Raw genomic sequence first — 13,883 nt, forward strand, 5'->3', positions numbered from 1 at the left:
ACCCAGGCCCAGCGACAGCACGCCGCGCCTGAGGCAAGGGCTTTTTACTCGGCGGCGGGCCGGCGTCGTTGTTGCTTGGTGAGCGAGCGTCGCTCCTTGGCGACGCGGTGACGGCGTGCTGAACCGCGGGTCGGCTTGGACGCACGGCGAACGGTTTCCGGTACAAGCGCGGCGGTTATTAGGCCGGCAAGCTTGGCCAGGGCGAGCTCCCGGTTCCTTAGCTGGGAACGCTCCTCGGAGGCTGTCACTGTCAGGGCACCGGCGACCAGGCGCCGTCCGAGACGTTGCAGCAACAATTGCCGCTGCTCATCGCTCAGTGCGGCTGAATTGACGATATTCCAGCTCAGTTCTGCCCGGGAGTCGGTGGTGTTGACGTGCTGGCCACCGGGTCCAGAGGAGCGCGAGAACCTCCAGCTGAGTTCCGACGCCGGAATCTTCAGCGAAGGTGGGATATCCAAGTCCATGGAACAAGCCTTGCACGTCATGTGCCGCCATCCGGGCAGAGCCCGGGTGTCCAATGTTCGCCTGGCGCCTTTAGGATCAAAGCTATGGCCGGATTCGTGGATATTCTGGGCCCTATCCTGGAAATGATGACCTGGGTGGGGTTCGTCCCCGGCGTCCCCCTCTTGGTGTGGGCGTGGGTCATCGCCCGCCGGAGGTGCCAATGGGTCACTGCCGACGGAGAGCAGTTCGCGGCGGGCGGCTTCCTGGGACTTCGCTGGGTGGACCTGGACCACGAGGAACGAAAGGTCCTGCTCGATATCGCCGCAACGGAGGGCGGCGCCGCGAGCGGCAGCGTTGTGGTCCATTACGATGTTTGCCACCCGTCGCGGTGCTCCCTTGAGCCTCCACGCTACGATCACACGGTGTTGATACTTGGTTGGATTCTCACCGGCCTCGGCATCGTCAGCGCGCTGGGCGGACTGGTGCTCGTAGCGCTGTAGCCCCCTTGAAAGCCAAATATGGCCGGGGCTACCATGTGCGCGCGGGCTGATGCGACGCCCGAGGCGGAGGATTTCAATGAATGGGACGACTGCACCCCTGATGGTGGATCTGATCATTTCGCTGGACGGCTATGCCTCAGCCGAAGGGTGGCCGGGCTGGTGGGGATTGGAGGGTCCGGAATACCTCGCGTGGCTGGCTGAAGAAGCCACGAAGGACGTCACCCTGCTGATGGGGGCAAACACTTACAGGCTCATGTCCGGCATGTCAGGACAGGCGAGTGAGGAAGATTCCGGTTTCTCCAAGGAAGAAGGGGACTCTTTGGCAGGCCTGGCCGCGGTGCCCAAGATTATCTTCTCTTCGACGCTGCAAGAGCCCCTGGCATGGCCCAACTCCGAGTTGATTTCCGGGGATGCCGTCGAAGCCGTCAAGGAGCTGAAACAAACCCGCACCGGGACCCTGAGCACGCTGGGAAGCTTGAGTCTGAGCAGGTCTCTGCTGTCGGCAGGACTGGTGGACCGCTACCGTCTGGTCATCTTCCCGGTCATCACGGGGAAAACCGGCAGCGAAAGGATCTATGACGGCTACCCGGATGTCGCCTTGGACATGGTGGACAGCCGTATCTTCGACAGCCGACTCCAACTGTTGGAGTACATTCCGCGGGTTATCGATGCCCCGTTAGGGCGGCCCTAGCTGGCAGTACGTGGCTTCCAGGTGTCCTGTGTGGTGAAGAATGGCGCCAGCGATTGCGCATAGTGGTCCATTGTTTCCGGGAAGGTCAACAGGCGTCGGCCCTCCAGGGGAGAGGCTCCTTGGTTCTCGAAACCACCTGCCGCCGGAAGGCAAAGAAGCGGCTCTGCGGTTATCCCGCGCGAGGTCAGGACTGCAATTCCCCAGGGGTCCGTTGCATCGGCGACGGTGATCCCGGCGTTGTCGAAGGTGTCACGCAGAACATAGCGCGTGACGGTCCGCCAAGACTGAAGATACTGGGGCAACAGCTGCTCTACGAGGTCGTCGTCGTTTGCACTGTAGGCCTCGGCCAGAGCCGCCGACAGCGCGTCCCATTCTTCGGCATCCCGGACCATCAAGTGGGCGGCCCGGAGGTGGGCAAGGGTTTCATTCAACATCATGGCAGTCCCCAAACTTCCTCGTGCGATGCTTGCCCGACGTGGGCAGGCCCGCCCTCGGCGGGCCACGCATCAGTAGAACGGTTGGCGCGCCCTCATGATTCCCTTCGGCGCAGGTTCGCTTGACCGTCTAGTAAATAAGGAAACTTACTATTAGGCTGTCGGGGTGGGAACGTCCCAGCGTAGAAAGGAAGTGGTGCAGAACATGACTGAAGAGCAGGGCATCAGCAAGGTCACGGACATCATCAACGATTCCAAAATCGGGATGCTGACCACCATCAACGAAGAAGGGGCCTTGGTCAGCCGGCCGCTTGCCGTCCAGGAAGTTAAGGACGACGGCGACATGTGGTTCTTTACGGGACTGGGAACCTCCCAGGTTGCACACATCCGGCAGGATCCCCGCATCAATGTCTCGTTTGGCAAGAACACGGAATGGGTTTCCGTTGCCGGCACAGCCGAAGTGGTGACAGACCGTGCGAAGATCCACGACATGTGGAACCAGGTGGTGGAAGCCTGGTTCCCCGATGGTCCGGATACCCCGGAGGTTTGCCTGATCCACGTGGATTCCGACTCCGCTGAATATTGGACAAGCCCGGGCGGCACGGCAGCCACGGTGCTGCAATGGGTCAAATCCAAAGTCACCAACTCCCGGTTCAGTGTCGGCGAAAGCGGTACCGTGGAATTGTGAGCTTCCATGGTTGACACAGAGCGGTTCCGGGACCTCCTGGAGAAGGAGCGTGACCGGAGGCTGGTGCTGCTCTCGGCGCTTCGAAACGACATCACTTCGGTGAGCCAGGCACGGCTGGACTCCAATGTCGACGACGAGCACGATCCCGAGGGCAGCACCATAGCTTTTGAGCTTTCCCAGGCCTCCGCCCTTCTTGGCCAAAGCAGGGAAGGTCTCGAACAGATCGATGCCGCACTGGTCAGGATCGAAGCGGGCACCTATGGTCATTGCGAAATCTGTGGGATAGACATTCCGGAAGGCCGGCTGGAAGCCAGGCCCTGGACGCCGTACTGTGTGGTCCATGCCTCGGGGCGTCGGTAGCGTGCGTTCAGTTGTTTTGCCCGGCCTCGGCAGTGGTGGCGCGATCGGCCGCTGCGCCGTGTTTGCGGCTCGCCAACAGGAAGGGCACCGCGAGGAGCTCGACGACGCCGGCCATGGCGAGCGACGCCGGATAACCGTAGAGATCCGCGCCACGGCCCAGGAGCGGTTGAATCACCACCCCGCCGCTTGAACCCATCAACGAATCAAAGCTCAGCACAGTGGCCCGCTGCTTGGACGGGATCATGTCATTCACATAGGCCTGCCTGACGGGCGTGACCGCGGACCCCACTACGCCCCACAGTGCCAACAGCAGCAGGGCTATCCAGAAACTATGGGTGAAACCGAGGACAAGCAGGATCACTGACCCACCGACTCCGCCAAGAATCAGTACGGACGTGCGTTTGTGGAAAAGACTCCGGGCGTGCGGTGCCAGCCAACCGCCCAAAATTTGTGAACCGGCAACAATGGCTGCCGCCAGTCCGGCGATCGAATAGGCCTGCGGGTCGCCGAAGAGGTCCAGAAGGTAGGGCTGCAGGGCATAGAAGACATAGATTCCGACGCCGGCGCTGAAGGGGGCGGCCAGCATCACGAACCGCACGGGCGGGTTTTTCAAGCCGCTCTCAATCGAAGCGGTGAGTACCGTGCGGGTCGCCCGCAGTGGATGCGTCGAGCGCTCTGGTGAGAAGCCGACGTCGTGCATGAGTCCGAAGGCGACGGCGAACATGGCCAGCAGCACCAGGACCCGCAGGAGGAAAGGCACGCCCAGGTTGGTGGCTTGGGCTATGACACCGCCGGCCACGGACCCCAGCAGCATGGCGACTCCCTGGACCATTTGTCCGCGGCCAAGAACGGATTCGAGCCCGCCTTCGTAACCGGAGAACCGCAAGGCATCGACGAGCCACGCCTCCACCGCCCCGGAAAAGAACGTGAATCCAAGGCCAAGGAGAACGGAGACCACCGCCCACATCCAGAACGGCGCCGACGTCTGCCACAACAGGTAGTACAGGTACGTCGATGCCGCGAGCGTCACTGTGCCCAGAAGGAAGGAAGCGCGCCGTCCCCAACCATCGGCCACCACGCCAGTAGGGATTTCGAAGAGGACCATGCCTGCGGTGAAGAAGGCGTTGGCGGCAAATGCCTCGAGGTTGCTCAGGCCCGCGTCCAAGAGAAACAAGGTGTTGATGCCCCAGATGAACGACGCCGCAACGGTATTGCCCAGCGTCAACGTCAGGTAGACGCGTTGGATCTTAAGGGCGGCCGGGTTCATGGTGTCGCCGGTCCCGCGGGCGCGTGGAAGGACCACGTGCCCATTCTCGCGCCGATTGCCTGCCGCCGCCAGATCCGTGGCTGCAGTTTATGGTTCGTGGCTTGTCGGGATGTCCTGGGAGGCGGCCCACTCGCCGATATCCCTGCGTTCGATGGCGGCTGCCATCATTTCGGGAAACAGGTCCGGCGTGCAGGCGAAAGCCGGGACTCCGATACCGGCCAGCGCCGCGGCGTGTTGGGAGTCGAATGACGGGTGACCGCTGTCGCTCAAGGCCAGCAGGGCGATCATGGTGGTTCCACCGCCGACAATTGATGCCGCTCGACGCAGCATCTCCTCGGCAATGCCGCCTTCGTAAAGATCACTGATCAGCACGAGAATGGTTTCTGTGGGCTTCGTGATCTGCCCCTGACAGTACGCCAGGGCCCTGTTGATGTCCGTGCCGCCACCCAACTGCACGCCGAAAAGAACATCCACGGGATCGTCGAGATCGTCTGTCAGGTCAACAACCTCGGTATCGAAGACAACCAGCCGTGTGTTCACCGCGGGAAGCGAACTGAGCACCGCGCCGAAAACACTTGAATACACCACCGATTCGGCCATGGAGCCGGATTGGTCGATGCAAAGGATGATCTCCCGCTGGATCTCAGTGCTGCGCCTGGCATGACCGAGCAGCCGTTCCGGCACTACTGTCCGGTATTCGGCTTGGTAATGCTTGAGGTTGGCTGCGATGGTCCTGTTCCAGTCGATGTCCCGGTGCCGTGGCCTGCGGGTCCGGGCCGAGCGGTTCAACGCTCCCGAAACTGCTTGAACGGTCTTGGCGCGGAGCCGGTCCTCCAGTTCCTTGGTGACCTGGCGGACCACTGACCGCGCAGTTTCCTTTGACGCTTCCGGGATGACCTTGCCAAGGCCTACCAAGGTACTGACAAGATTGATGTCCGGTTGCACGGTACGGAGCATTTCCGGTTCCAGGAGCAACTGCCGGAGTCCAAGACGGTCCATGGCGTCAGCCTGCATCACCTGGACTACCGAAGATGGGAAATAGCCACGGATATCCCCGAGCCAGCGGGCTACCCGCGGACTCGAAGATGCCATGCCGCCCCGTCGGCCGGAGCCATCGCCGTAGAGAGCCTCCAAGGCTTGGTCGCGTCGGGCGTCATCGTCCGATAACTGGACCTGTCCGCCGTCGTCCGTTGATATCCCGTCCGCGTCATCACCGCCCAGCACCAACCGCCACCGGCTCAGCCGATCACGGGACTCAACACTGTGGTCCGAAACTTCGTTCACGCTACGGCCTCCCAACCCAGGATTCGCGCCATCGTCTCCAGTGCCGGCCGTGCCGCGGCCAAGTCCATGACGGCATCGCGGACGTTGTTCCCCGAGGAAGTACCGCGGCTTATTTGCTCGCCAATTTCCCGGCGTTCTGGACGGCTGAAAGCTGAAAATGTCCTGCGCAGCAGCGGCAGGACGTCCTCGAAGACGTCGTCACGGACTCCTTCCACCCATTGATCCACCAGCTTCAGGAGCTTCGGGTCGTGGATCAGCAACGTGGCGTCGCCGGACAGCAGCCCGTCCAGCCACGCGGCAGCCTCCGGTGCAGGCGTCGCGACGGACAGACGCCGGCTCAGGCCCGCCGCGACATCCTCCCCGCCCAGCAACCCGGCATCCATCAGCAGGCGGGTGGCGCGACCGGCTACGGAACCGTGGATTTTGTCCGAGTGCGCTACGGCGCCCAAGGCGGCATGCCAATCAACCATCGACAGTTCAGGTACCAGTGTCATGCCGTCCTGGGCCGAATCGATGGCTTTGCGCATTGTGGCAGCGGCGTCGTCGTCGAGCCCGGCGCATGCAGTGGGCAGTCCCACGCAGGCCCGTACCACGGTGGCCTCGAGGATCTTCCGGACATCCCTGATATCGACACCACGCACATTTCCGTATCTGCAGGTGCGGGCCAGGGGAGCGATGGTCTCCAGCAGGGGTGGGACGTCCTGTTGGAGTGCCGTGCGGGCGGCCAAGGCGGTGACGACCCCGGCTATGCCATCGGGGAGATCGGCCAGGAGGCACGCTTCCAGCAAGGCACCCATTGCAGGCAGGCCTTCCGCGGCCTGGGCTTGTTCGGAGACGAAGGCTGCCGCGGCGGTGGCAACGGTGGTGCCGTATCTGCTCGCTTCAACCAGCGAAACGGCCAGCTCGGGCCTCCACTGCAATTTCCACGCCTCTTTGAAAGTACCTGTGGTCCTGCCAGTCTCCGTCGGCACGCCCCACGCCACTCCCACGAGCGCCAGGCGATGCAGCAGCACCGAACGGGCCAGTTGGTTCGGTTTGCGGAGGTCGAGGACCATGACCTCTTCCATTGCGCTTGGCTTCATGCGCAGCTTCCGCTGGTTGGCGGTGAGGTCGGCGAACAGAGGAAGCGTGGGAACGGAGTCAGGAACGCTTCCCAGCTCGGATCCAACGGTGAGGTCCCGATGGACCAGGGCCAAAGGAAGAGCAGAGCCGTCGCAGAGGACTGCCTGCGCGGCGTCGTCCAGTTCGGGGAGTCCTGCGCTCGGTCTGCCACGGACTGCCGCCAATGCTGTGGCCATGCGGCTGGCCTCCACCACCGAGGCGGTGGAGGCATCCAGGTTTTGCTCCCGCAAGGCGTGGGCTACCCGGACGAGCCAGGTGGTGGCGACATCGCCGGCAGGATCCTTGGACATCCAATGGGAGAACAGGTGCTGGTACCACCCTGGTGCTGCAACACCTGCTCCGTATCCGCTGTCCAGGCTGAGCCGGTCCGAGGTCCATGGAACCCATGTGACAGACACCTTGATTTTGGGGAGGCCGGACAGGACCTTGTTGTCTGCTGCGGAGGACGGAAAGTCCGCCGGTATCAGGGCTGGGGCATGGTAGGCGCCGCAGATGACGGCGATCCGTTCATGGCCGTCCCGCATGGCGGCCCGCAGAATACGCCGCATGGCCGCTTCCCGACGGTTGTTTTCGACGACGTCCGGATGGTCTTCCGGGCGCTCATCCCGTGCCCGGATCTCTTTGATCGCCTCGATGAGCGCCTCAAAGCGTTCGGCAGGGTCCGAACTGCGGTGCTCCACAGCGTCTTCCCACCAACGCTCCGCATCGCTGTAGCCGGCAGCGTTTGCCAGAATGCCGATGGCGTCGGGGCGGTACCCCTGCTCAGCCGCGCTGAAGGCTTCGGCTTCGGAAGCGACCCTCAAGGCCAGGGAATTCGCGGCAGGGAGGTCCAGCGCGCGGACAGACGTGCCTGTGGACAGGGCCCAACGGATGGCCACCCATTCCGGCGAAAAAGCTGCCATGGGGTAAAACGAAGCCAACCGGGGCTCGTCCACCGCATAGATGAGCCCGGCAACAGGGGGAATCATGTCGGGGTTGTTGATAAGGGGAATGACTTGGTCGAGTTCCGGCGGCCCTTCCACCAGAACCAGGTCTGGACGCAGCGTTGCCAAAGCTTCGGACACCGAGTGGGCCGAACCTGGTCCGTGGTGCCGGATACCCAGGATGTGGACCTCTGTCATGTCTGGCTGGCGGATTCGAGATCGCGGCAGGCCCGGTAGAGGTCCTTCCACTCGGGCCGGTTGCGGACGACGGTTTCCAGGTACTCCTGCCAGATCACACGGTCTTGGACGGGATCCTTGATGACGGCGCCCACAAGGCTTGCCGCCACGTCGTCAGCCCTGACCGTGCCGTCACCGAAGTGTGCCGCCAGGGAAAGCCCGTTGGTCATCACGGAGATCGCTTCGGCCGTGGACAGCGTGGCTGATGGCGACTTTATGGTGGTCCGTTGGTCCTGTGTAACGCCGGCGCGCAGTTCCCGCATCACAGTGACAACCCGCCGGATCTCTGACAATGCAGCCAGATCCGCGGGCAGTTCCAGTGCCTCGCCCAGGCTGCGGACCCGTGTGGTGACGATTTCCACTTCCTGGTCGATGCTGTCCGGCAGCGGCAACACCACGGTATTGAACCGGCGTCGAAGTGCCGATGAGAGGTCGTTGACGCCTTTGTCCCGGTTATTCGCTGTGGCGATGACGTTGAAACCCTTCCGGGCCTGTACCTCCTCATTCAGTTCCGGGATGGGCAGGGTCTTTTCGCTGAGGATGGTGATCAGGGAGTCCTGTACATCGGAGGGAATGCGCGTCAATTCCTCCACCCGCACCAGGCTTCCCGTCTCCATGGCCCTCATGACCGGTCCCGCTACCATCGCGGCCCTGGATGGACCTTCGGCCAGCAAACGTGCATAGTTCCATCCATACCGCAGTGCTTCTTCCGGTGTTCCAGCGGTGCCCTGAACCACCAGCGTGGAGGAACCGGAGATGGCTGCCGCCAGATGCTCCCCGAGCCAGGTCTTGGCCGTTCCCGGAACGCCGAGCAGCAGGAGTGCCCGGTCGGTTGCCAGGGACGCCACGGCGACTTCCACGAGTCGCTCCGAACCGAGGTACTTCGGGGTGATCTGCGTCCCATTGGCCAGCGTTCCACCCAGGATGTACTTGGTGACAGCCCATGGCGAGAGCTGCCAGCTTGGCGGCCGGGGGCGGTCGTCAACAGCGGACAATGCGCTGAGTTCATCAGCGAACGCGTTCTCCGCGTGGGCGCGAAGAACATCGGTTCCATTTTGTGGATCTGTCATCGGAAGGCCTCCGTCAAGGATTGTCTGAATGATTGGTATTGGACGGCGTCGCGGAGAACCCGACGCCGGCCGGCGTCGTCGTCAGTCCGCTCCAACAAGCGTCGGCACGTCGCGGTGGACTCTGAAGGCAGTGCTGTCGGAAGGACGTCGGACAGCATTGATGCCAAACGGCCGCCCTCCTTGCCGGAGACAACGGTGAGTACAGCCTCTGCCAACGAAGTACCCCATGGCTGGGGGAGGGCGCGCAGTAAAGAGGCCAATGCGACGGGCTCTTCTCCGCCTGCTTGGATATGCCGTTCCAACCAGCGTTCCCGCTCCCCGGCAGGCAGGCAATGCAGCAACCGGGTATCGGTCCTGACAGTGAGCAGGGCCCGGACCCATTCGAGGTCGTTGCGGGCGGCGGCCGCTGAGGTCAGTGCTTCCAGAAGCCGCGGCTCGTCTTTGAGGAAAGCTGCCGTCGCTTCCGGACCGCGGCCAGAAACCGAAGTCCATACATCCAATGGGGCACCCATGATGATGGTCTCCAGCCTTCCCAAACGGTCCGGTTCACCATTGCGTGGATTTGGCGCGATTCCGTCCCGCAACGCTGATGCATCCGGATCCGGTGGAAGGTCGAGGTCGAAGCGCTTGTTGAGCAATCCCTTGAGGTGCAGCAACGACCGGAGCCTGGTAGCCATCCGGTGGGCACGGGCACTGTGTGGCAGCCGGTCCAACAGCTCTGCGGCAACTTCCCGCACGCTTTTGGCTTTGTCGTCCAAGCCCTTCTCCAACAGTGCCTCGTCGTCATCGCGGAGGTCGACGGCAAGGAGTTTCATATGGTTCGCGCGCGTCCGGGCACTGAGCGCATTCCATTGAGTGGACAGTTGCTCGCGGACTGTGGCCACGGGGTCCGCTGGGGTATCCGTCGCGGGGTCCGCAAGGGAGTCAGTATGCGGGGCTTGTCGTGGTTCCGGCCGTGCGGTCCACGATGGGCTGACGTCTTGGAGCCAACGCCCCCGTGTCCCAATGGCAGGCTCCAATACCCTGAACACGGAGGACGTGTTTCCGGCTATCGTGAACAACGCCGGAAGCAGTCGGTGGGGGACCCGACGTCGTGTTTGTGCTGCGAGGCGCAGCCAGTCCACCAGCAGCTGGTTCCTGAGCTCCAGTCCCACCGGGGGCTGATTGAGCAGCAGTTCCAAGAGTCGTGCCGCTTCGCCTGTTGCTTGCGGCTCGTCGTCCGGTGGGGCCGGAACCACCTGAAGCCCGGACGCCAAGGGGGCGGGCGTCCGCGCCGCCCGGCTCGCCATGTCCGCCAACGCGGCCTGGCCAAGAAGGGCCTCTTCCCGTGACAAGCCCTCAGGGGCACCGACACCAAGTTCAGAGGGCAGGGCGGGAGCCTCATGGCGGCCGGTTCCCAACAGTGCAGTTGTTCGAAGCTCGTCAGTCCAGTTCACGGTGTCACCACCGTCTCATTCACGACGACGGTCAACGGACGGATCCGTCCGTCCTCCAGCTCGCCAAAAAGGTCCACTTCTTGGCCCCCCGTAAGAGCCAGGAGCGCATCAAGTGGGGCGTCAACCAACGGAAGGGCATGGCCAGGGGAGTCGTAGATCCAGCCGCTGCCTTCCGGACTGACCTTCACGCCGGCCAACAGCACCGGGTGACGGAGCCGCCAAGGCGACGCTGCCACCGCGGTGGACTCGTTCTCAAGGGCTTGGGCGATGCTGCAGCCATCGCCTAGCGTTGTTGCCACGCCCTGGGGGTTGATGGGGCCCGTGAACATGGCGCGTTGAGGTGCCGAACCAGGGTAGCGGGCCACTGTCGCCTCGAGAAGAGCGCCGGAGAGTTGCGGGGTGGCAAGGCCTTGGCCCTGCGCTGCAAAATCAAGAACGACGACGACAGTTCCCTCGGGTGACCTCAGCCAGGTCCGCTGCTGCTGGAGGCGGCCGTCGTCGCTTCGGTGCGCACCCAGGACGAGCCACGGTCCCGGCAAGGACTCCGACTCCTGGATTTCGGACGATGGGGTGGCCCAGCCGACTGCTGCCCTGAGATCGGCGAACTCATCGGGGGCAAGACTGTCCTTCTTCGCCCATGCCTTGGTCAGGGCCCACCAGCGCCCGAGGGTCGTCAGCAGATGATCAGCCCAATCAGTTCTCCCATGAACATCCGAAGCCATCTGCCGCACTTGTTCGGCCACTCCGGGGAGCTGGGCATCCACCAGGCGTGCCGCCACGCCGTCCCACCACGAATACGGTTGCTTCCGTGCTGCCGCAAGTCCGGTTCTCACGACATCGGTCAGCCAAAGGGCAAAGTCGGCCATCCCGGCATCCATCAGCTCCAGCCGTGCTGCAAGGCGTTGGGCTTGTGCCTCGGGATCCGTAGATTGACCGGTCTGTCGCCGCTCCTTGGCCGATGCCCTGTCGGCCCGTTGCGCTGCCCATTCCTGGGCAAAATCGGCGGTGTCGGTTGCGGACCCGGCTGCCTCGCCGCGGGCCCACAGCAGAAGCAGCGCCAAGGCGTGCTTGCAGGGGAATTTACGGCTCGGGCATGAACACCGGTAGGCAGGGGCAACAACGTCAACGCTCACCTGATAGGGCGTTTTGCCGCTGCCCTGGCATTTGCCCCACACCAAAACATCGCTGCTGCCCGACTCCGACCACGGCCCGGGGTGCGCGAGCTTGCGCGCAGCAGCCAGTGATGATGCGTCAGGAGCGGCACTGATGACTCTCTCTTCGCTCCAACGCCCCATGAGGTTCATTCTGCCTGACGGCTCCGACACTTTAACGCCACATGCCGGGGAACCCTCAACGGGTTCCCCGGCATGTATCAGGCACTCACGCTTGGTTACTCACCAGGCTTGCCTGCGCTGGTGCGGCTTCGGGCCGCGCCGTTGAGTGCAGCCCCGCGAAAAATTCGCCGAGTTCAGCCGTCGCTGTCAGGGGCAGGACGTTGGCGACGTACTGGTCCGGGCGGACCACGACGATGACGCCATCGCGGCTGAGGCCGCGGGCCTCGAAGATGTCGTTGCCGGGGTCGGTGGCGAAGACTTTTTCGAGGTAGGTGAGCTTGAACGGTCCGACGGTGGGTTTGAAGACCGCGGGGACGGCAGTGATGTCCACGCCGGTGTGGTCTTGCTGGTAGATCACCTTGATGTCGAACCATGCGTCACGGTCAAGGCCCGACGGCGTGGCCGCCAGTGGGGAGGCGGGTGCGGTTTCGAGCCACTGGGCCAGGTCCGCGACGGCGCCGGGGGCACCTGCGGGTGCACTGTCGGCGAAGACGTAGATGCGCCAGCGGCCATCGGCTTTGGCGTGATGGCCCAGGTGCATGGGGTTGGTGTCACAGACCCGCTGCACAGGCGCGGATTTGAAGCGTTTGCCCACGGGGAACCCTGTGGCGAGCTCCTGATGTGCAGCTTCGGCGACGACCATGGAGGGTGCGTACTGGGTCATGAACCCGGCGGGGAACTCCGCGGTGCTGGTGTAGAAGGTTTCCAGCTCGGTGGGGTCCTTGAATTCCTCGGGCTTCTTGGCCATGAGGGTGGACCATTCCTTGTCGAAGTCGATCAGGTTTTTCGCCACGACCTGGCGTTCGGCAGAGTAGGTGTCCAGCAGGGCTTCCGGGGAACGGCCTTCAAGGACGTGGCCGAGCTTCCAGCCGATGTTGAATCCGTCCTGCATGGAGACGTTCATGCCCTGCCCCGCCTTCGCGGAGTGGGTGTGGCAGGCATCGCCGGTGATGAACACCCGCGGGGTGCGCGTGCCGCGCTCGTCCGGCAGGACGTCGTCGAACCTGTCCGTGAGCCGGTGCCCGACCTCGTACACGCTGTGCCATGCCACGTTGCGGACATCCAGGGTGTAAGGGTGGAGGATGTCGTTGGCCTTGGCGATGATCTGCTCAATGGTGGTTTTCCGAACCGCGCCGTGGTCATCGGCGGCGACCTCACCCAGGTCAACGTACATCCGGAACAGGTGCCCGCCCTCACGGGGGATCAGCAGGATGCTGCCGCCGGAGCCTGACTGGATGGCGCACTTGGTGCGGATGTCCGGGAAATCGGTCACCGCCAGCACGTCCATCACGCCCCAGGCATGGTTCGCCTGGTCTCCGGCCAAGTGGCAGCCGATGGATTCACGGACCTTGCTGCGGGCGCCATCGGCGCCGACGACGTACTTGGCGCGGATCACGCGCTGCTGCCCTTCAAGGGGTCCGGCCGTGTGAAGGAGGGTCACCTCCACGGGGTATTCGCTCTCGCCGGTGACCTTCAGGCCCACGAACTCATACCCGTAGTCCGGCTTGATCCGGGCCGGGGAGTTCGCCGCGAACTCGGCGAAGTAATCCAGCACGCGGGCCTGGTTCACGATCAAGTGCGGGAACTCGCTGATGCCCGCAGGGTCATCCACTGCCCGGGCGCTGCGCACGATCTTTGAGTGGTCCGCCGGGTCCGGCTTCCAGAAGGCCATCTCCGTGATCCGGTATGCCTCCGCAATAATCCGCTCAGCGAAACCGAAGGCCTGGAACGTCTCCACGCTCCTGGCCTGGATCCCGTCTGCCTGCCCGATGGCCAACCGGCCGGGCCGACGCTCAATGATCCGGGTTGTGATGTCCGGGAACTGGGCCAGCTGCGCGGCCGTCAGCATCCCCGCAGGACCGGTGCCCACGATGAGGACATCGACTACGTCCGGGAGCTCGGCCGGTCGGTTGATCCCAACGCCGGCGGCGGGCTCGACCCGCGGGTCACCTGAAACATAACCGTGGTGGTGGAACTGCACGGGCTTTCCTCACTTCTTTGTGGGCTGGTCGCTATCGAATGTGTTCGATAATAGAACTGACTGTTCTATTATCGCTCGTAACATCGTAATGCGGCTCACACCACGGTTCAAG

The 13,883-nt window shown here is 63.5% G+C and carries 13 protein-coding genes; 4 read left to right on the forward strand and 9 right to left on the reverse strand.

The annotated features are described in order from the left end of the window. Positions 1-44 precede the first annotated feature (44 nt). Positions 45-464, reverse strand: coding sequence for an alternative ribosome rescue aminoacyl-tRNA hydrolase ArfB (gene arfB / locus FDP28_RS00735; protein WP_144658705.1), 420 nt, complete (start codon positions 462-464; stop codon positions 45-47). 84 nt (positions 465-548) lie between these two features. Here arfB and FDP28_RS00740 point away from each other — a divergent pair, with 84 nt between their 5' ends. Together FDP28_RS00740 and FDP28_RS00745 are read left to right on the forward strand one after the other, a co-directional pair. Further along, positions 549-944 carry a hypothetical protein gene (locus FDP28_RS00740; RefSeq protein WP_144658706.1) on the forward strand — a complete coding sequence of 132 codons (396 nt, stop codon included), beginning with the start codon at positions 549-551 and terminating at the stop codon, positions 942-944. 76 nt (positions 945-1,020) lie between these two features. After that, complete coding sequence (locus FDP28_RS00745; protein ID WP_144658707.1) at positions 1,021-1,635, forward strand: dihydrofolate reductase family protein; 615 nt, start codon at positions 1,021-1,023, stop codon at positions 1,633-1,635. Here the strand turns inward: FDP28_RS00745 and FDP28_RS00750 are convergent. Then, complete coding sequence (locus FDP28_RS00750; RefSeq protein WP_260842275.1) at positions 1,632-2,072, reverse strand: ATP-grasp domain-containing protein; 441 nt, start codon at positions 2,070-2,072, stop codon at positions 1,632-1,634. The genes FDP28_RS00745 and FDP28_RS00750 overlap by 4 nt on opposite strands. Before the next feature lie 202 nt (positions 2,073-2,274). On the opposite strand from FDP28_RS00750, the gene FDP28_RS00755 reads away from it, so the two are divergent. Both FDP28_RS00755 and FDP28_RS00760 read left to right on the forward strand, forming a co-directional pair. Continuing rightward, positions 2,275-2,757 (forward strand): pyridoxamine 5'-phosphate oxidase family protein, encoded by a 483-nt coding sequence (locus FDP28_RS00755; RefSeq protein ID WP_144658709.1) that lies wholly within the window; start codon positions 2,275-2,277, stop codon positions 2,755-2,757. A gap of 6 nt (positions 2,758-2,763) precedes the next feature. Next, on the forward strand, positions 2,764-3,117 hold the full coding sequence (locus FDP28_RS00760) for a TraR/DksA family transcriptional regulator (RefSeq protein WP_144658710.1): 354 nt from the start codon (positions 2,764-2,766) through the stop codon (positions 3,115-3,117). Positions 3,118-3,124: 7 nt separating this feature from the next. Here FDP28_RS00760 and FDP28_RS00765 read toward each other — a convergent pair whose 3' ends face one another. The 7 genes from FDP28_RS00765 to FDP28_RS00795 all read right to left on the reverse strand — a co-directional run bounded on the left by FDP28_RS00765 (position 3,125) and on the right by FDP28_RS00795 (position 13,771). Continuing rightward, positions 3,125-4,384 (reverse strand): MFS transporter, encoded by a 1,260-nt coding sequence (locus FDP28_RS00765; RefSeq protein ID WP_186313482.1) that lies wholly within the window; start codon positions 4,382-4,384, stop codon positions 3,125-3,127. Between the two features lie 87 nt (positions 4,385-4,471). Continuing rightward, positions 4,472-5,668, reverse strand: a complete 1,197-nt coding sequence (locus FDP28_RS00770; RefSeq protein WP_260842276.1) for a VWA domain-containing protein — start codon at positions 5,666-5,668, stop codon at positions 4,472-4,474. Beyond that, positions 5,665-7,911 (reverse strand): DUF5682 family protein, encoded by a 2,247-nt coding sequence (locus tag FDP28_RS00775; RefSeq protein WP_144658713.1) that lies wholly within the window; start codon positions 7,909-7,911, stop codon positions 5,665-5,667. Before FDP28_RS00775 ends, FDP28_RS00770 begins: the two co-directional genes overlap by 4 nt. Next, positions 7,908-9,020, reverse strand: coding sequence for an ATP-binding protein (locus FDP28_RS00780; RefSeq protein WP_144658714.1), 1,113 nt, complete (start codon positions 9,018-9,020; stop codon positions 7,908-7,910). The genes FDP28_RS00775 and FDP28_RS00780 overlap by 4 nt, the downstream gene beginning before the upstream one ends. Then, the gene (locus FDP28_RS00785; protein WP_144658715.1) at positions 9,017-10,456 is read right to left on the reverse strand and encodes a DUF5691 domain-containing protein; all 1,440 of its coding nucleotides are present in this window, start codon (positions 10,454-10,456) and stop codon (positions 9,017-9,019) included. Before FDP28_RS00785 ends, FDP28_RS00780 begins: the two co-directional genes overlap by 4 nt. Next, the gene (locus tag FDP28_RS00790; RefSeq protein ID WP_144658716.1) at positions 10,453-11,751 is read right to left on the reverse strand and encodes an SWIM zinc finger family protein; all 1,299 of its coding nucleotides are present in this window, start codon (positions 11,749-11,751) and stop codon (positions 10,453-10,455) included. Before FDP28_RS00790 ends, FDP28_RS00785 begins: the two co-directional genes overlap by 4 nt. An 85-nt stretch (positions 11,752-11,836) precedes the next feature. Next, positions 11,837-13,771 (reverse strand): FAD-binding monooxygenase, encoded by a 1,935-nt coding sequence (locus FDP28_RS00795; protein WP_144658717.1) that lies wholly within the window; start codon positions 13,769-13,771, stop codon positions 11,837-11,839. Positions 13,772-13,883: the final 112 nt, after the last annotated feature.

It is taken from the genome of Paenarthrobacter nicotinovorans (assembly GCF_007670255.1).
Classification (GTDB): domain Bacteria; phylum Actinomycetota; class Actinomycetes; order Actinomycetales; family Micrococcaceae; genus Arthrobacter; species Arthrobacter nicotinovorans_B.